This window comes from Micromonospora sp. NPDC023737, assembly GCF_040639715.1.
In the GTDB taxonomy this organism is placed as follows: domain Bacteria; phylum Actinomycetota; class Actinomycetes; order Mycobacteriales; family Micromonosporaceae; genus Micromonospora.
In genome coordinates this window covers 1-17,195 of sequence record NZ_JBFAAL010000017.1, presented here as the reverse complement: position 1 = coordinate 17,195, position 17,195 = coordinate 1, and the positions used below count along the sequence as shown (strand labels likewise).

Sequence of the window (17,195 nt, the reverse complement as noted above, 5' to 3'; positions counted from 1 at the left end):
CGGTGGTCTGAGTCATGCGAGTTTCTGTCAGCTGGCTGCGGGAGTACGTCGACCTCCCCGCCGACCTGTCCACCGGTGACCTGACGCAGGCCCTGGTCGACCTCGGCATCGAGGTCGACTCGGTGACCGACCTGCGGGAGAACGTCACCGGGTCGCTGGTGGTCGGTGAGGTTCTGGAGATCGAGGAGCTGACCGGTTTCAAGAAGCCGATCCGGTTCGTCCGGGTCGACGTCGGGGCCGCGAACGGCACCGGTGAGCCGCAGGAGATCGTCTGCGGTGCGCGCAACTTCGCCCCCGGTGACCGGGTGGTCGTCATCCTCCCCGGCGGGGTGCTGCCCGGTGGCTTCGCCATCGGCTCGCGCAAGACGTACGGGCGGGTCTCCAACGGCATGATCTGCTCGGTCCGTGAGCTGGGCATCGGCGACGACCACGACGGCATCCTGGTGCTGCCGAAGGAGAGCCCGGCCAAGCCCGGCGACGACGCCCGGCCGGTGGTCGGCCTCGACGAGGTCGTGCTCGAGCTGGAGATCACCCCGGACCGGGGGTACGCGCTGAGCCTGCGCGGTCTGGCCCGCGAACTGTCACACGCGTTCGGGGTGCCGTTCCGCGACCCGGGCCTGGCGCCCGCGCCCGGCGGCACGCCCCAGCCCGCGTACCCGGTCCAGGTGCGGGACACGGTGGGCTGCGACCGGTTCGCCGCCCGGCTGGTCCGCGGCGTCGACCCGAGCGCGCCCACGCCCGCCTGGATGCAGCGGCGGCTCACCACCGCCGGCATCCGGAGCATCTCGCTGCCGGTCGACATCACCAACTACGTGATGCTCGAGTTGGGCCAGCCGATGCACGCCTTCGACGCCGACCGGATCACCGGGCCGCTGGTGGTCCGCCGCGCCGAGGCGGGGGAGAAGCTGACCACCCTGGACGGTGTCGACCGTGTCCTCGCCGCCGAGGACATGGTGATCTGCGACGACAGTGGGCCGATCTCGCTCGCCGCGGTGATGGGTGGCGAGACCAGCGAGGTCGTCAGCGGCACGACCGACGTGCTGTTCGAGGCCGCCCACTGGGACCCGGTGATGGTGGGACGCACGGCCCGCCGACACAAGCTGTTCAGCGAGGCCGCCAAGCGGTGGGAGCGGGGCGTCGACCCGGCCCTGCCGCTGGTCGCCCTGGAGCGGGCGGTACGGCTGCTCACCGAGCACGGCGGCGGCACCGTGAGCGACGAGATCCTGGACCTCAACCACGTGGCCCCGCGTACCCCGATCACCCTGGCGGCGGACCTGCCGACCCGGCGGATCGGCGTCGACTACCCGCCGGCGCGGGTGGTGGCCCTGCTGGAGCAGGTCGGCTGCACGGTGGCGCAGGGCGCCGACCGGCTCGCCGAGGACCCGGGCTCGGTCGGTGTGGTCGCCGGCGCCGGGGTGGCGCTCACCGTCACCCCGCCGAGCTGGCGTCCCGACCTCACCGACCCCGCCGACCTGGTCGAGGAGGTGGTACGCCTCGACGGGTACGACAAGGTGCCGTCGGTGCTGCCGGTGGCGCCGGCCGGCCGCGGCCTGACCTGGCAGCAGCGCCGGCGCCGGACGATCGCCCGGGCGCTGGCCGACCGCGGGTACGTCGAGGTGCTCGCCCACCCGTTCGTCTCGCCGGAGCTTCCCGACCTGCTCGGCCTGCCGGCCGACGACCCGCGCCGACCCGCGGTGCGGCTGGCCAACCCGCTCTCCGACGAGGAGCCGATGCTGCGCACGACGCTGCTCGGCCCGCTGCTCGGTGTGCTCAAGCGCAACCTCGGCCGGGGCCACCGCGATCTCGCGCTCTACGAGATCGGGGCGGTCTTCCACCCGCGACCCGGCGTGGGCAGCCCGCCGGCGATGGGGGTGGACCGGCGGCCGACCGACGCGGAGTTCGCCGCCGCCGACGCGGTGGTGCCCGCGCAGCCCCGGCACCTCGCCGCGGTGCTGGCCGGCGAGATCGAGCTGTCCGGCTGGTGGGGCGACGGACGCGCGGCCGGGTGGGCGGACGCGGTCGAGGCCGGGCGGACGGTGCTGGCCGCCGCCGGCATCCCGACCGATCGGGTCGAGGTGCGGGCCGCCGAGTACGCGCCGTGGCATCCGGGTCGCTGCGCCGAGCTGCTGGTCGACGGCATCGTCGTCGGGCACGCCGGCGAGCTGCACCCGACGGTGGTCGCGGCGCTGGAACTGCCCCGCCGTACCAGCGCCGTGGAGCTGAACCTCGACCTGCTGCCCGCCGCGCCGGTGCTGTCGGCCCCGGCGGTGTCCGGTTTCCCGCCGGCGCTGATCGACGTGGCGCTGGTGGTGGACGGGTCGGTGCCGGCGGCGCAGGTGCAGCAGGCACTCGTCGAAGGTGCCGGCGAGCTGCTGGAGGACGTACGTCTCTTCGACGTCTACACCTCCGACCAGCTCGGGCCGGAGCGTAAGTCGTTGGCGTACAAGCTCACCTTCCGGGCGCTGGACCGCACGCTCACGGTGGAGGAGGCGGTGGCCGCCCGGGACGCGGCGGTGGCGGTGGCCGCCGAGCGTTTCGGCGCCACCCTGCGCGGCGCCTGATCCGGTGCCGGTGATCGGTTGGGTGGTGGTGGCCGTCGTGTTCGTGGCGGCCACCACCGGCCTGCTCTGGGCCCGCCGGCACCTGATTCTGGTCTCGGTGGTGGGTCACAGCATGGAACCGACGCTGCGCCCCGGCGACCGGGTGCTGGCCCGGCGGGTGCCGCTGGCCGAGGTCCGATCCGGTGACGTGGTCGTGGTGGTGGCGCCGTCGGCGATGACCGCCGGTCACCCCACCCGGCCCGGTGACGGAGAGCCCGGCCTGCTCATCAAGCGGGCGTACGCGGTACCCGGCGACCCGGTGCCGGTGGACCGGGTACCGCTGCTCGGGCAGCGCCCGGAGCGGGAGGTGCCGCCGGGGCACCTGGTCGTACTCGGGGACAACCCGCCGTTCAGCCACGACTCGCGGGAGTGGGGTTACCTCGCGGAGCCGGACGTGCTCGGGGTGGTCGTCCGGCCGCGCCTACGGCCCTGACCGGGGCGGACGTCGTGGAGTTCGAGATCGCGCTTGGCCGTGCGGGACTGAACGCCGCTGACCGGGCGGCACCGAGTCGGCCTTCGGGCTCTGCCGGCTGATCCGCCCGGCGAACCTCGGCTCGGGAACGCGCGACCAGTCCGTTCGCACAAGTCGGCCCGACGACTCCGGCGACAGATGGGAGCGCTCCCACCAGCTGTGTAATTCTCATGCAGTGGACTGCATGAACTTGCGGTCCGAGATCACCGCTGCTAGGTTTGACTGCATAGTCATGCGGAGGTGAGTATGGGGATCCGAGTTGCGGTCGGGGGAGCGAGCGGCTACGCCGGCGGCGAGCTGCTGCGCCTGATCGCCGGGCACCCGGAGTTCGAGCTGGTCGCCGCCACCGCGCACAGCCAGGCCGGGCACCGGGTCGACGTGGTGCATCCGCAGCTGGCCGGGCTCGACCTGGTGCTCGGCGCGTCGGGACCGGAAGCCCTCGCGGACGCGGACCTGGTCTTCCTGGCCCTGCCGCACGGCGAGTCGGCCGCGCTCGCCGCTCAGCTGCCGGCCGAGGTGCGCATCGTCGACCTCGGCGCCGACCACCGGCTGGCCGACCCGTACCAGTGGGCGCAGTACTACGGCGGCACGCACGCCGGCCAGTGGACCTACGGCCTGCCGGAGCTGCCCGGGCAGCGCGAGCTGATCGCCTCCTCGACGCGGGTGGCCAACACCGGCTGCTACGCCGCCGCCATCAGCCTGGCGCTCGCCCCGCTGATCGCCGCCGGCGCCGCCCGGCCGGACGACGTGGTCGTGGTCGCCGCCTCGGGTACCTCCGGCGCGGGCCGGGGCGCCAAGGCGCACCTGCTGGCCAGCGAGGTGATGGGCGACCTGTCGCCCTACCGGGTCGGCACCCACCAGCACGTGCCCGAGATCAAGCAGGCGACCCGCGCGACGGGCCTCTCCCTCACCCCGGTGCTCGCCCCGATGCCGCGTGGCATCCTCGCCACGGTCACCGCGGTGCCCGCCCGCGGGGTCGACCCGCAGGCGGTGCTCGCCGAGGCGTACGCCGAAGCGCCGTTCGTGCACGTGCTCCCCGAGGGGCGCTGGCCGCACACGGCCGCCACGCTCGGCTCCAACTCCTGCCACCTGCAGGCCACCGTCGACGTCGACTCCCGCCGCTTGATCGTGGTGAGCGCGCTCGACAACCTCGGCAAGGGCGCGGCCGGTCAGGCCGTGCAGAACGCCAACCTGATGTTCGGCCTGCCGGAGACCACCGGCCTGTCGGTGTACGGGGTGGCGCCATGAGTGTCACCGCTCCGCAGGGATTCCGGGCGGCGGGTGTGGCCGCCGGGCTCAAGGCCAGCGGCGCCGCGGACGTGGCGCTGGTGGTCAACGACGGTCCGGACGCGGCCGTCGCCGGTGTCTTCACCGCCAACCGGGTGAAGGCCGCGCCGGTGCTCTGGACCCAGCAGGTCGTACGCGGCGGGCCCGTCCGCGCCGTCGTGCTCAACTCGGGTGGCGCGAACGCCTGCACCGGCCCGGCCGGGTTCCAGGACACCCACGCCACCGCCGAGCACGTCGCCGCCGCCCTCACCGCCGCCGAGCCGGCCCTGGACCTCGGGGCGGGTGAGGTGGCGGTCTGCTCGACCGGCCTGATCGGTGAGCGGCTGCCGATGACCGCGCTGCTCGCCGGAGTGGACGACGCCGTACGAACGCTGTCGCCGGCCGGCGGCGCCCCCGCCGCCGAGGCGATCATGACGACGGACACCCGGCCGAAGACGACGGTGACGCAGGGCGCCGGATGGACCGTGGGCGGAATGGCCAAGGGCGCGGGCATGCTCGCTCCGGCCCTGGCGACCATGTTGTGCGTCGTCACCACCGATGCCGTCGCCGACTCCGAGACGCTCGCCATCGCGCTGCGTGAGGCGTGCCGGGTGACGTTCGACCGGATCGACTCCGACGGCTGCATGTCCACCAACGACACCGTGTTGTTGCTGGCCAGCGGCGCGTCCGGGGTCACGCCCGCCCCGGGCGAGCTGACCGCCGCGGTCACCGCCGCCTGCCACGACCTGGCACAGCAGCTCATCGCCGACGCGGAGGGCGCCACCAAGCAGATCGCCATCGAGGTGGTCGGCGCGGCGAGCGAGGACGACGCGGTCGAGGTGGGCCGCGCGGTGGCCCGCAACAACCTGGTCAAGACCGCGCTGTTCGGCAACGACCCGAACTGGGGACGGATCCTCGCCGCCGTCGGCACCACCGAGGCCGCGTTCGAACCGGACAGAATCGACGTCGCGGTCAACGGGGTCTGGGTGTGCCGCGACGGCGCCGCCGCCGAGGACCGCTCGAAGGTCGACCTCACCGGGCGGGACGTGACCATCCGGATCGACCTGCGCTCCGGGACCGCCGTGGCCACCGTCTGGACCAACGACCTCTCCCACGCGTACGTCCACGAGAACTCGGCCTACTCGTCATGAGCGCGAGCAACGCGGCGGAGCGGAGTCCCGCGGTCGCGAACGGAAGGCGGGCAGGAGCATGACCCTCTCCGCCGACCTCACCCGTTCCCAGGCCAAGGCAGCCACGCTGATCGAGGCGCTGCCCTGGCTGGCCCGCTTCTCCGGCTCGACCGTCGTGATCAAGTACGGCGGCAACGCCATGGTCGATCCCGAGCTGCAGCGCGCCTTCGCGGCCGACATGGTCTTCCTGCGCTACGTCGGCCTGAAGCCGGTCGTCGTGCACGGCGGCGGACCGCAGATCTCGGCCATGCTCGGCCGGCTCGGCATCGTCAGCGAGTTCCGCGGCGGACTGCGGGTCACCACCCCCGAGGCGATGCAGGTCGTCCGGATGGTGCTGGTCGGTCAGGTCGGGCGGGAACTGGTCGGGCTGATCAACGCGCACGGCCCGTTCGCGGTCGGACTCTCCGGCGAGGACGCGGGACTGTTCACGGCGGTGCGCCGCCCGGCGTACGTGGACGGCGAACCGGTCGACGTCGGCCAGGTGGGTGACGTGGAGTCGGTCGACGTCTCCGCGGTCACCGACCTCATAGCGGCCGGGCGGATCCCGGTGATCTCGACCGTCGCGCCGGACGCCGACGGGGTGCTGCACAACCTCAACGCGGACACCGCCGCCGCCGCGCTCGCGATCGCGCTGGAGGCCCGCAAGCTGGTCGTGCTCACCGACGTCGCCGGCCTCTACGCGAACTGGCCGGACACCACGAGCCTGATCTCCGAGATCGACGCCGACGATCTGGCGAAGCTGCTGCCCACACTCGAGTCGGGGATGGTGCCCAAGATGGAGGCCTGCCTGCGGGCGGTGCGCGGGGGAGTGCCCGCCGCGCACGTCGTCGACGGCAGGGTCGCCCACTCCACGTTGCTGGAGGTCTTCACCTCGGAAGGGTTCGGAACGATGGTGATCGAGTCATGAGCACGCTGGTGCAGCGGTGGAGCCAGTCCATGATGGACAACTACGGCACTCCGCCGCTGGCCCTGGTCGCGGGCTCCGGCGCCGTCGTGGTCGACGAGGACGGCCGGGAGTACGTCGACCTGGTCGGCGGTATCGCGGTCAACGCCCTCGGCCACGCCCACCCCGCCGTGGTCGCTGCCGTGTCGAAGCAGGTCGCGACACTCGGTCACGTCTCCAACCTCTACGTCGCCGAGCCGCCGGTCGCCCTGGCCGAGCTGCTGCTCGCGCTCGCCGGCCGCCCCGGCCGGGTCTTCTTCGCCAACTCGGGCGCGGAGGCAAACGAGGCGGCGTTCAAGATCTCCCGGATGACCGGTCGTACCCATATGGTCGCCACGTCGGGCGGCTTCCACGGCCGGACCATGGGCGCCCTCGCGCTCACCGGGCAGCCGGCCAAGACCGACCCGTTCCGCCCGCTGCCCGGCGAGGTCACCCACGTCGGGTACGGCGACGTGGCCGCGCTGGAGGCGGCCGTCACCGACGCCACCGCGATGGTGATCCTGGAGCCCATCCAGGGTGAGAGCGGCGTCGTCGTGCCGCCGGCCGGCTACCTCGCCGCGGCCCGGCGGATCACCGCGCGGCACGGCGCGCTGCTGGTGCTCGACGAGGTGCAGACCGGCATCGGGCGTACCGGGCACTGGTTCGCCCACCAGGCCGAGAGCGTGGAACCGGACCTGGTCACGCTGGCCAAGGGCCTCGGCGGTGGGCTGCCGCTCGGTGCCACGCTGGCCTTCGGCCGCGCGGCCGAGCTGCTCACCCCCGGCTCGCACGGCACCACGTTCGGCGGCAACCCGGTCAGCTGCGCCGCCGCGCTCGCGGTGGTGAGCACCATCGCGCACGAGGGCCTGCTCGACCACGTCAAGCGGGTCGGCGAGCGACTGCGCCGGGGTGTCGAGGCGCTCGGTCACCCGCTCGTCTCCGGCGTACGCGGAGCCGGCCTGCTGCTCGGCGTGGTGCTCACCGCGCCGGTGTCGCGGGTGCTCGCCGAGGCGCTGCGCGAGGCCGGTTTCCTGGTGAACCCGGTGCAGCCGGACGTGCTCCGGCTCGCCCCGCCGCTGATCCTCACCGCGGAACAGGTGGACGCGTTCCTGGCGGCCCTTCCCGCCGCCCTCGACACCACCGCGCCCGCCGCCGCCACGGACCGGTCCCCGTCCGGGGTCGCCCCCTCGACGGTTTCCCCGATGACCACCACGACCGCCCCGGAGACGACGGCATGATCCGGCACTTCCTGCGTGACGACGACCTGAGCCCCGCCGAGCAGGCGACGGTGCTGGAGCTCGCCGCCCGGATGAAGGCGGACCGGTTCCGGTACCAGCCGCTGACCGGGCCCCGTTCGGTGGCGGTGCTCTTCGACAAGCAGAGCCTGCGTACCCGGACCTCCTTCGACGTCGGCATCGCCGAGCTGGGCGGTCACCCGCTCATCGTGGACACACAGGGCACCCACTTCGGCCGGGGCGAGACCCTCGCCGACGCCGCCCGGGTGCTCTCCCGCTACGTCACGGCGATCGTGATGCGCACCTACGGCGACGATCGCATCGCCGAGATCGCCGTCGGGGCGAGCGTGCCGGTGGTCAACGCGCTCACCGACGGCTACCACCCGTGCCAGCTCCTGGCCGACCTGCTCACCGTCCGGGAACGCTTCGGCGGCACCGCCGGCCGGACCCTCGCGTACGTCGGCGACGCAGCCAACAACATGGCCAACTCGTACCTGCTCGCGGGGGCGACCGCCGGCATGCACGTACGGGTGGCCGGGCCGGTCGGGTTCTCCGCCGATCCGGTGGTGGTGGCCCGGGCCGCGGAGATCGCGGTCGGCACCGGCGGTTCGGTGAGTGTGCTGACCGACCCGGCCGAGGCGGTCAAGGGGGCCGACGTGATCGCCACCGACACCTGGACCTCGATGGGGCAGGAGGACGACGGGCTGGACCGCAACACGCCGTTCCTGCCGTACCAGGTCAACGCCGAGCTGCTCGCGCAGGCGGCGCCGGGCGCGATCGTGCTGCACTGCCTGCCCGCGCACCGGGGCGAGGAGATCACCGACGAGGTGCTCGACGGCCCGCAGAGCGCGGTCTTCGATCAGGCGGAGAATCGGCTGCACGCCCAGAAGGCGCTGCTCACGTTCCTCATCGAGGCCACGCCCCCGGCCCCGGACGCGGCGGCGCCCGACGCCACCGTGACCAGGGAGACCACATGACCGCCCCGCTGACTCGCGCCGCCCGGCACGCCCGCATCGTCGAGCTGATCCGGGACAAGGCGATCCACTCGCAGCCCGAGCTGGCCGACCTGCTCGCCGGTGACGGCATCCAGGTCACCCAGGCCACCCTCTCCCGGGACCTGAAGGAACTCGGCGCGGCGACCGTGCGCGGCGGCGACGGACGTGGCGTCTACGTGATCCCGGAGGACGGCCACCGGCCGCTGCGTGACGCCGAGGCCGCCCCGGCCCGCCTGGTGCGGCTGCTGCACGAGCTGCTCAACGGGGTCGACTCCAGCGGCAACATCGCCGTGCTGCGGACCCCGCCGGGCGCAGCGCACTACCTGGCCAGCGCGTTGGACCGAGCGGGCCTGCCCGAGGTCGTCGGCACGATCGCCGGCGACGACACCATCCTCGTCGTGGCCCGCGAGGCCGACGGTGGAGCCGTGCTCGGCGAGAAACTCGCCGGCTGGGCCCGCCGCGAAGAGAACGTTGAAGGGAGCAACACACCATGACCGAGCGGGTCGTCCTGGCGTACTCCGGGGGTCTGGACACCTCCGTCGCCATTCCGTACCTGGCCGAGCAGACCGGCGCCGAGGTGATCGCGGTCGCGGTCGACGTCGGCCAGGGCGGCGAGGACATGAACGTCATCCGGCAGCGGGCCCTGGACTGCGGCGCCGTGGAGTCCGAGGTGGTGGACGCGCGCGACGAGTTCGCCGCCGAGTACTGCCTGCCGGCTATCCGCGCCAACGCCCTCTACATGGACCGTTACCCGCTGGTCTCCGCGTTGTCCCGGCCGCTGATCGTCAAGCACCTGGTGACCGCGGCGCGCAAGCACGGCGGCACGATCGTGTCGCACGGCTGCACCGGCAAGGGCAACGACCAGGTCCGCTTCGAGGTCGGCCTGGGCGCGCTCGCACCCGACCTGAGGATCATCGCTCCGGCCCGGGACTACGCCTGGACCCGGGACAAGGCGATCGCGTTCGCCGAGGAGAAGGGGCTGCCGATCGACGTGTCGGCCAAGTCGCCGTACTCCATCGACCAGAACCTGTTCGGCCGCGCGGTGGAGACCGGCTTCCTGGAGGACATCTGGAACGGGCCGATCGAGGACCTGTACTCCTACACGGCCGACCCGAGCGAGCCTCGCGACGCCGACGAGGTCGTCATCACGTTCGACGCGGGTGTGCCGGTCGCCGTGGACGGTGAGACGGTCACGCCGTACCAGGCGATCCTGGAGCTGAATCGGCGGGCGGGCGCGCAGGGTGTTGGCCGGCTCGACATGGTCGAGGACCGTCTGGTGGGCATCAAGAGCCGTGAGGTGTACGAGGCGCCGGGCGCGATCGCGCTGATCACGGCTCACCAGGAGCTGGAGAACGTGACCGTCGAGCGGGACCTGGCCCGGTTCAAGCGCGGTGTCGACCAGCGTTGGGGCGAGCTCGTCTACGACGGCCTCTGGTTCTCCCCGCTGAAGCGGTCGCTGGACGCGTTCATCGACGACGCCCAGCGGCACGTCACCGGCGAGGTGCGGCTGACCCTGCACGGCGGTCGGGCCACCGTCACCGGCCGGCGCTCCGAGGCCAGCCTGTACGACTTCGGCATGGCCACCTACGACACCGGCGACACGTTCGACCAGTCCCTCGCCAAGGGTTTCGTGCAGCTGTGGGGTCTGCCCAGCCGGATGGCCGCGGCCCGGGACGCCCGGCTCGGCGAACGGTGAGCACTGCGAACGCGAGGAGTGAGCGAGCGCAGCGAGTGAGCCCCGCAGTCGGGAGGCGGGAGGTGAGCACTGCGAACGCGAGGAGTGAGCGAGCGCAGCGAGTGAGCCCCGCAGTCGGGAGCGAAAGGTGAGCACTGCCACAATGGGTCCGGTGGACGACAAGAGCCTGACCGAGAACAGCGCCGCCACGAATCGGACGAGCCTGTGGGGCGGCCGGTTCGCCGGCGGCCCCGCGGAGGCCCTGGCCCGGCTGTCGGTGAGCGTGCAGTTCGACTGGCGGCTGGCCCCGTACGACATCGCCGGCTCTCGGGCGCACGCCCGGGTCCTGGCCGGCGCCGGCCTGCTCGACCCGGAGGAACTGGGGAAGATCCTCGCGGCGCTGGACGACCTGGAGGCGGCCTGCGCCTCGGGGCAGTTCCGCCCGACGGTGGACGACGAGGACGTGCACACCGCGCTGGAGCGCGGCCTGTTGGAGCGGCTCGGCAGCCTGGGCGGGAAGCTTCGCGCCGGCCGGTCGCGCAACGACCAGGTCGCCACCGATCTGCGGCTCTACCTGCGCGACCACGCGCGGGGCGTGGCCGCCCGGCTGGTGGAGCTGGCGGAGGCGTTGGTCGAGCAGGCCGAGCGGCACGTGGACACGGCCGCTCCCGGCATGACGCACCTTCAGCACGCGCAGCCGGTCACCTTCGGCCACTGGCTGCTCGCCCACGTTCAGCCGCTGCTGCGGGATCTGGAGCGGATGCGCGACTGGGACGAGCGGGCCGCGATCAGCCCGCTCGGCGCGGGCGCGCTCGCCGGCTCGGGTCTGCCGCTGGATCCGGTGGCGGTCTCCAAGGAGCTGGGCTTCCGCACGTCGTTCGCCAACTCGATGGACGCGGTCGCCGACCGGGACTTCGTCGCCGAGTTCCTCTTCGTCACCGCGATGATCGGGGTGCACCTGTCCCGCCTCGGCGAGGAGGTGGTGCTCTGGACGTCGCACGAGTTCGGCTGGGTGGAGCTGGACGACGCGTTCGCCACCGGCTCCTCGATCATGCCGCAGAAGAAGAACGCGGACATCGCTGAGCTGGCCCGCGGTAAGTCCGGCCGGCTGGTCGGCGGGCTGATGAGCGTGCTCACCATGCTCAAGGGCCTGCCGATGACCTACGACCGGGACATGCAGGAGGACAAGGAGCCGGCCTTCGACGCGGTCGACACGCTTGAGCTGCTGCTGCCGGCCCTCGCGGGGATGATCTCCACGATGACGGTACGGGTCGACCGGCTGGTCGCCGCCGCTCCGGTGGGGTATTCGCTGGCCACCGAGGTCGCCGACTGGCTCGTCCGCAGGGGCGTGCCGTTCCGCGACGCGCATGAGATCACCGGGCGGCTGGTCGCGCTCTGTGTGGCCCGCGACTGCGCGCTGGACGAGGTCTCCGACGCCGACCTGGCCGCGGTCAGCGAGCATCTCGACCCGTCGGTGCGTGACGTGCTCTCCGTCCGTTCGGCGCTCGCCGCCCGGACCACGCCCGGCTCCACCGGCCCCGGGCCGGTGGCGGACCAGCTGGCCACCGCTGCCGACAAGCTGGCCGGCTGGCGGGAGTGGGCCGCCGAGCGGGTCGTTCCCCGCTGAGCCCGGCTGCCCGGATCCGCATGACATCAGGGAAGCTGCCGCCTCAGCGTTCGCCGGGACGGCAGCTTCCCTGAATCCGCTCGGCGCCGGGGCCGTTCAGCCGGTGGGCCGTTCCCGCTTCGGCAGCTTCGCCACCACCGCGTCGTACGACGCGTCGACCGCCTCGATCAGCTCCTCGTCGTCGATCCCGCCGTCGAGCCGGAGAGTGTTCCAGCCGGACCGTCCGATGTAGGGCATCACCCGGGCGTCCGCCGGGTGTCGGTGCAGCCATTCGTCGGCCGCCTCCCGGCTCGGGCCGCACTTCACGCCCACAGTGGGGTCGGTCTTGAGAGAGCCGAGGAACGCGAAGATCCGGCTGCCCACCTTGACCACCTCGTCGTCCTCCCACGGCTGGTCCAGCCAGGCACCGGGCTTCGCCAGGCAGTACGCCAGCATCTCCTCGCGTCGCATCACGCTCTCCTGTCGGGTCGGCTCCCACTGCGGTCTTGATGGAACCTGGCCTGCAAGTGCCGGCTGAAGGTCCGGGCGTACCAGGATCCGCCGCCCTTAAGGCCTGTTTCATAAGGCTCGGCCGAGCGAGCCGAGGCCCCGGCGGCGGTCCGGCAAGGCGGAGGTTCGTCCGGACACCGGTGTTGTACCCGGACGGCCGACAACGCGCCGGTCCTCACCTGGCCGGGCACGGTCTATGAAACAGGCCTTAGTCGGCGGTGCGCGCGGTGAGGCGGTCGTAGCGCTGCTGCGCGGCCTGCGCGCTGCCCAGGCCGAGCCCGAAGGCGATCGCCTGCCAGGTCATTCCGCGGCCGCGGGCCGCCTGCAAGAGGCCGGTCTCCAGCACGTCCACCTCTGTCCGGACGTGCGGGATCAGGGTGAGCGCGGCCATCAGGTCGGCCTGGTCGACCGGTTCCTCACCCGGTTCCAGTTCCGCCCCGCCCGCGAGCGCCATCACCAGGGTCGCCGATTCGTAGGCGTCCGGGACGTCGGGGTGGGCGTACCGCCGGCGGCGGGCGTCGGTGCCCGCATGCCGTTCCGCGATGCGCAGCAGCGCCGCGTAGTTGCGGTGGGCGCGAGCCTGGGCAGCGTCCGGGGCGGTGAACGGATCGTTGTTCAACGTGGCCATGCCGTCCATTGGACCCCTAGTAACACTTCCTTGTCAACAGCTTGTTGAAGATCGAGGGTCCGAGGCAGTCCAGGGCCAGCCACGTTTTCCGAGCAGCCGATGCCGGCGGACTTCCTCTCCGCAGACCTCCCGTTCCGGGCGGCCGTCCAGGTGTCGCCGGAGGTGGGGCCACCACCCGCAACCGCGGGCGGCGCAGCGGAGACGCGTCGGCGATGCTGTGCTGGGCGTGGCGGCCGGCCGGGCCGACCCGATCGCGGAACCGGCAGCTCAGACCGGCAGGACGGGCCGGCGGCGGCGCGGGACGTGGCGCCGGTACGGGCTCACACTCTCCTCGCCCACCAGCCAGAACCGCCAGGGTGTGTCGTGTGCCGCAGCGACTCCGACGCGCGGTCCGGCGGCGATCAGGGACGGGTCGACGGGCACCGGCGGCGGGGTCAGGAGCATCGGCCCGGAGCCGTCCAGGGCCGACGTGCCGTTGGCGTCGCGGCCGAGTCCGAGCGCCGTGACGAGCCGTGCCGGACCGCGAGCGAGGTCACGATCCGGGGCGTTGCCGCGGCGCTCCCGGGCGATCTCCAGCCCTTCGGTCACCGCTCCGGCGCGCAGCAGGACGGCGGCGGCCTCACCCTCACGGCCGCACACGATGTTCATGCACCAGTGCATACCGAACACGAAGTACACGTAGACGTGTCCCGCCGGTCCGAACATGACCTCGTTGCGTGGCGTCGGCCCCCGGTGGGCGTGTGAGGCCGGATCCTCGCCGGTGCCGGCGTACGCCTCGACCTCGGTGAGCCGGATCCGGACGCCGTTGGCCGACACGGTCCAGCCGAGCAGGGTTCGGGCGGTCGTCTCGACCTGTGCGGCAGGTGCCTGGAGCCAGGGGTACGTCATCGTGGGGCAAGGGTACCGGGGGAGTCGCCGCGCGAGATTCGGCGGTGCTGGCGGGCAGCGTGAGTGGCTTCGAGCGGGGTAGTCCTTGGCCGCCGCAAGGACCCGCGACCGGTGGGGTGACGGCCACCACCATGGTGGTCCATTGTTGGAATTATTGAGTCGTCAAGTATGTTGTCGGGTGCGTAACGGCCGCCGGGCCGCGGCCAACAACCCGAGGAGCATGTCATGCAGTTCGGAGTCTTCACCGTCGGTGACGTAACTGTCGACCCGACCAACGGTCGGGAGCCGACCGAGCATGAGCGGATCAAGGCGATGGTGGCCATCGCGTTGAAGGCCGAAGAGGTGGGGCTCGACGTGTTCGCCACGGGCGAGCACCACAACCCGCCGTTCGTGCCCTCGTCGCCGACGACCATCCTCGGTTACATCGCGGCGCGTACCGAGCGGCTGATGCTCTCCACCGCGACCACGCTGATCACCACCAACGACCCGGTGAAGATCGCGGAGGACTACGCGATGCTGCAGCACCTGTCCGACGGTCGGGTCGACCTGATGATGGGCCGCGGCAACACCGGCCCGGTCTACCCGTGGTTCGGCCAGGACATCCGCAACGGCATCCCGCTCGCCATCGAGAACTACGACCTGCTGCACCGGCTGTGGCGGGAGGACGTGGTCGACTGGAAGGGACGCTTCCGCAGCCCGCTGCAGTCGTTCACCTCGACGCCTCGCCCGCTCGACGGCGTACCGCCGTTCGTGTGGCACGGCTCGATCCGCAGCCCCGAGATCGCCGAGCAGGCCGCGTACTACGGTGACGGCTTCTTCCACAACCACATCTTCTGGCCGAAGGAGCACACCCAGCGGCTGGTCAACCTCTACCGGCAGCGCTTCGAGCACTACGGCCACGGCTCCGCCGACCAGGCCATCGTCGGCCTCGGCGGACAGGTCTTCATGCGGAAGAACTCGCAGGACGCGGTACGTGAGTTCCGGCCGTACTTCGACAACGCCCCGGTCTACGGGCACGGGCCGTCGCTCGAGGAGTTCACCACGGAGACCCCGCTGACCGTCGGCAGCCCGCAGCAGGTGATCGACCGCACGCTGTCCTTCCGCGACTACGTGGGCGACTACCAGCGTCAGCTCTTCCTCATCGACCACGCCGGGTTGCCGCTGAAGACCGTGCTGGAGCAGCTCGACATCCTCGGCGAGGAGGTCATCCCCGTGCTGCGCAAGGAGTTCGACTCGCTGCGTCCGGCGCACGTGCCGGAGGCGCCCACCCACGCCTCGCTCGTCGCCAAGGCGGGCGGAGCCAAGGACAGCACCGTCCACGCCGTCGACGACGTGACGGGCAAGGCGCCGGAGGCGAACCGATGACCCAGCGCACCCTCGCTGTGGTCTCGGCCGGCCTCAGCCAGCCGTCCTCGACCCGACTGCTCGCCGACCAGCTCGCCGCCGCCACGCGCGACGAGCTGGTCGGCCGGGGCGAGACCGCCGAACTGCGTCACGTCGTCCTGCGCGAGCACGCCCACGACGTGACGAACCACCTGATCACCGGTTTTCCGTCCGAGTCGCTGCGTGCGGTGCTCGACACGGTGACCGGCGCCGACGGAGTGATCGCGGTCACGCCGATCTTCAACGCGTCCTACAACGGGCTGTTCAAGTCCTTCTTCGATCTGATCGAGGCGGACGCGTTGACGGACCGACCGGTGCTGATCGCCGCGACCGGCGGCACCGCCCGGCACTCACTGGCCATGGAGCACGCGATGCGACCGCTTTTCGCCTACCTGCACGCGGTGGTGGTGCCGACATCGGTCTTCGCCGCCCCGGAGGACTGGGCGAGCGGGACGGCCGACGCCGCGCTGCGGTCCCGGATCGAGCGGGCCGCCGCCGAACTCGCCGAGCAGGTGCACCGGCGGCCGGTGTCCACCGGGCCGTCCGACCCGTTCGCGCTGACGACCAGCTTCGAGGAGCTGCTCAACCGGCGCGAACCCTGACCCCGGGGCCGCGCCGCCGACGGGTACGTCGAGGGCGGCCACGCGACGCTCGTCAGCCCGCCCGTCGATACGGGTGGGCGACGAGCACCGGGCAGTGGGCGTGCTGCACCAGCGCCTGGCTCACCGAGCCGAGCAGCATGCCGGTGAAGCCGCCCCGGCCCTGGGTGCCCACCACCACCAGCGCCGCGTCCCGGCTCGCCTCGATCAGCGCCTGCTCGGCCGACGCCGCACGGACCGTCCGGCCAGTGACGGCCAGGTCGGGGTGCTCGGCCCGGGCCGCGGCGACGGCGGCGACCAGCGGCTCCTCTTCCGGGGACGTCGCCCCGCCCGCCCGCCGGGTCTGCGCCCCCACCGCATCGGCACGCTCACCTGTCGCCACGTGCACGAGCACCAGCTCGGCGCCGCGCCGGACGGCCTCCTCGGTGGCATAGCGGACCGCCAACGACGCGGACTCCGATCCGTCGACGCCGACGAGCACCGGGCCCAGCACGGGCACCGGCCCGTCGGCCGGGCGTACCACCAGCACCGGGCAGTGCGCGTGCGCGACGACCTGCGCGCCCACCGAGCCGAGCAGCAGACCGGTGAAGCCGCCCAGGCCCCGGCTGCCCACCACCACCAGTTCCGCGTGGTGGGACTCCTCGACGAGGGCTGCGGCCGGGCCACCGGCCACCTGCCGTACCTCGACGTGCAGCCCAGGCCGGTCGCCGGCCAGCTCCGCCGCCGTCCGCTCCAACATCTGCTGCGCGGCCCCGGTCGGCGCCGGCACACCCAGGTCGTACGGATTGAGCGGCACCCCGTAGCCGAGCGGATGCAGGTACCCGTGCACCAGGTGCAGCGGAAGCTGCCGCCGCGCCGCCGCACGGGCCGCCTCCTCGGCCGCGACGAGGCTCGCCGGAGATCCGTCCACTCCCACCACGACGGGTCGGTTCATTCGGCCTCCCAACGCTCGACCAGGTCATTGTCGGCGTGGTCGTACCCGCCCGCGGGATTTCCCACCCGTCCGGCGCCGGTGCCGGGCAAGTCGCACCCGCGACACGCCGGACCTGCACCGACCCGCCGAGAGCAGCCACGGTCGCCGGCCACCGCACGCCGAGCGGGCGCGGCCACGACGACAAGCGGCCGTGGGGGGGGGCGCGGCGGGGGGGGCGGGCCGGGGGCCCCCCCGGCGCGCGGGAGCACCCCCCCCCCCCCCGCCCCCCCCCACGCCGCGGCCGGGGCGCACG

The 17,195-nt window shown here is 72.8% G+C and carries 16 protein-coding genes; 12 read left to right on the top strand and 4 right to left on the bottom strand.

Going from position 1 to position 17,195, the window contains the following annotated elements:
- Positions 1-14 precede the first annotated feature (14 nt).
- The 10 genes from pheT to argH all read left to right on the top strand — a co-directional run bounded on the left by pheT (position 15) and on the right by argH (position 11,982).
- A complete protein-coding gene (gene pheT, locus AB0F98_RS26665; protein ID WP_357740571.1) occupies positions 15-2,561 on the top strand; it encodes a phenylalanine--tRNA ligase subunit beta in 2,547 nt (848 codons plus the stop codon).
- 4 nt (positions 2,562-2,565) lie between these two features.
- Positions 2,566-3,033, top strand: a complete 468-nt coding sequence (locus AB0F98_RS26660) for a S26 family signal peptidase (protein ID WP_357740568.1) — start codon at positions 2,566-2,568, stop codon at positions 3,031-3,033.
- Positions 3,034-3,318: 285 nt separating this feature from the next.
- The gene (gene argC / locus AB0F98_RS26655) at positions 3,319-4,320 is read left to right on the top strand and encodes an N-acetyl-gamma-glutamyl-phosphate reductase (protein ID WP_357740565.1); all 1,002 of its coding nucleotides are present in this window, start codon (positions 3,319-3,321) and stop codon (positions 4,318-4,320) included.
- Entirely contained in the window at positions 4,317-5,489 is a 1,173-nt protein-coding gene (gene argJ / locus AB0F98_RS26650) for a bifunctional glutamate N-acetyltransferase/amino-acid acetyltransferase ArgJ (RefSeq protein ID WP_357740562.1), read from the top strand. Before argC ends, argJ begins: the two co-directional genes overlap by 4 nt.
- A 58-nt stretch (positions 5,490-5,547) precedes the next feature.
- Positions 5,548-6,435: an acetylglutamate kinase gene (gene argB, locus AB0F98_RS26645; protein WP_357740559.1), complete on the top strand. Its 888-nt coding sequence runs from the start codon at positions 5,548-5,550 to the stop codon at positions 6,433-6,435.
- A complete protein-coding gene (locus AB0F98_RS26640; RefSeq protein WP_357740556.1) occupies positions 6,432-7,688 on the top strand; it encodes an acetylornithine transaminase in 1,257 nt (418 codons plus the stop codon). Before argB ends, AB0F98_RS26640 begins: the two co-directional genes overlap by 4 nt.
- On the top strand, positions 7,685-8,662 hold the full coding sequence (gene argF / locus AB0F98_RS26635; RefSeq protein ID WP_357740554.1) for an ornithine carbamoyltransferase: 978 nt from the start codon (positions 7,685-7,687) through the stop codon (positions 8,660-8,662). The genes AB0F98_RS26640 and argF overlap by 4 nt, the downstream gene beginning before the upstream one ends.
- Positions 8,659-9,174, top strand: a complete 516-nt coding sequence (locus AB0F98_RS26630; RefSeq protein ID WP_357740552.1) for an arginine repressor — start codon at positions 8,659-8,661, stop codon at positions 9,172-9,174. The genes argF and AB0F98_RS26630 overlap by 4 nt, the downstream gene beginning before the upstream one ends.
- Positions 9,171-10,376: an argininosuccinate synthase gene (locus AB0F98_RS26625; RefSeq protein WP_357740550.1), complete on the top strand. Its 1,206-nt coding sequence runs from the start codon at positions 9,171-9,173 to the stop codon at positions 10,374-10,376. Before AB0F98_RS26630 ends, AB0F98_RS26625 begins: the two co-directional genes overlap by 4 nt.
- A gap of 142 nt (positions 10,377-10,518) precedes the next feature.
- Positions 10,519-11,982, top strand: a complete 1,464-nt coding sequence (gene argH, locus AB0F98_RS26620) for an argininosuccinate lyase (RefSeq protein ID WP_357740757.1) — start codon at positions 10,519-10,521, stop codon at positions 11,980-11,982.
- A 96-nt stretch (positions 11,983-12,078) separates the two neighbouring features.
- Here argH and AB0F98_RS26615 read toward each other — a convergent pair whose 3' ends face one another.
- From AB0F98_RS26615 to AB0F98_RS26605, 3 genes are all read right to left on the bottom strand, one after another.
- Positions 12,079-12,432 carry an MmcQ/YjbR family DNA-binding protein gene (locus tag AB0F98_RS26615; protein WP_357740548.1) on the bottom strand — a complete coding sequence of 118 codons (354 nt, stop codon included), beginning with the start codon at positions 12,430-12,432 and terminating at the stop codon, positions 12,079-12,081.
- 247 nt (positions 12,433-12,679) lie between these two features.
- Complete coding sequence (locus AB0F98_RS26610; protein ID WP_357740546.1) at positions 12,680-13,099, bottom strand: DNA-binding protein; 420 nt, start codon at positions 13,097-13,099, stop codon at positions 12,680-12,682.
- A 267-nt stretch (positions 13,100-13,366) separates the two neighbouring features.
- Complete coding sequence (locus tag AB0F98_RS26605; protein WP_357740544.1) at positions 13,367-13,987, bottom strand: DNA-3-methyladenine glycosylase; 621 nt, start codon at positions 13,985-13,987, stop codon at positions 13,367-13,369.
- 225 nt (positions 13,988-14,212) lie between these two features.
- Between AB0F98_RS26605 and AB0F98_RS26600 the strand changes: the two genes are divergently transcribed.
- The gene (locus AB0F98_RS26600; protein ID WP_357740541.1) at positions 14,213-15,352 is read left to right on the top strand and encodes an LLM class flavin-dependent oxidoreductase; all 1,140 of its coding nucleotides are present in this window, start codon (positions 14,213-14,215) and stop codon (positions 15,350-15,352) included.
- Positions 15,349-15,972, top strand: a complete 624-nt coding sequence (locus AB0F98_RS26595; RefSeq protein WP_355149792.1) for an FMN reductase — start codon at positions 15,349-15,351, stop codon at positions 15,970-15,972. Before AB0F98_RS26600 ends, AB0F98_RS26595 begins: the two co-directional genes overlap by 4 nt.
- A 52-nt stretch (positions 15,973-16,024) precedes the next feature.
- Here the strand turns inward: AB0F98_RS26595 and AB0F98_RS26590 are convergent, their stop codons facing one another.
- Positions 16,025-16,903, bottom strand: a complete 879-nt coding sequence (locus AB0F98_RS26590) for a universal stress protein (RefSeq protein WP_357740536.1) — start codon at positions 16,901-16,903, stop codon at positions 16,025-16,027.
- Between the last annotated feature and the right edge of the window lie 292 nt (positions 16,904-17,195).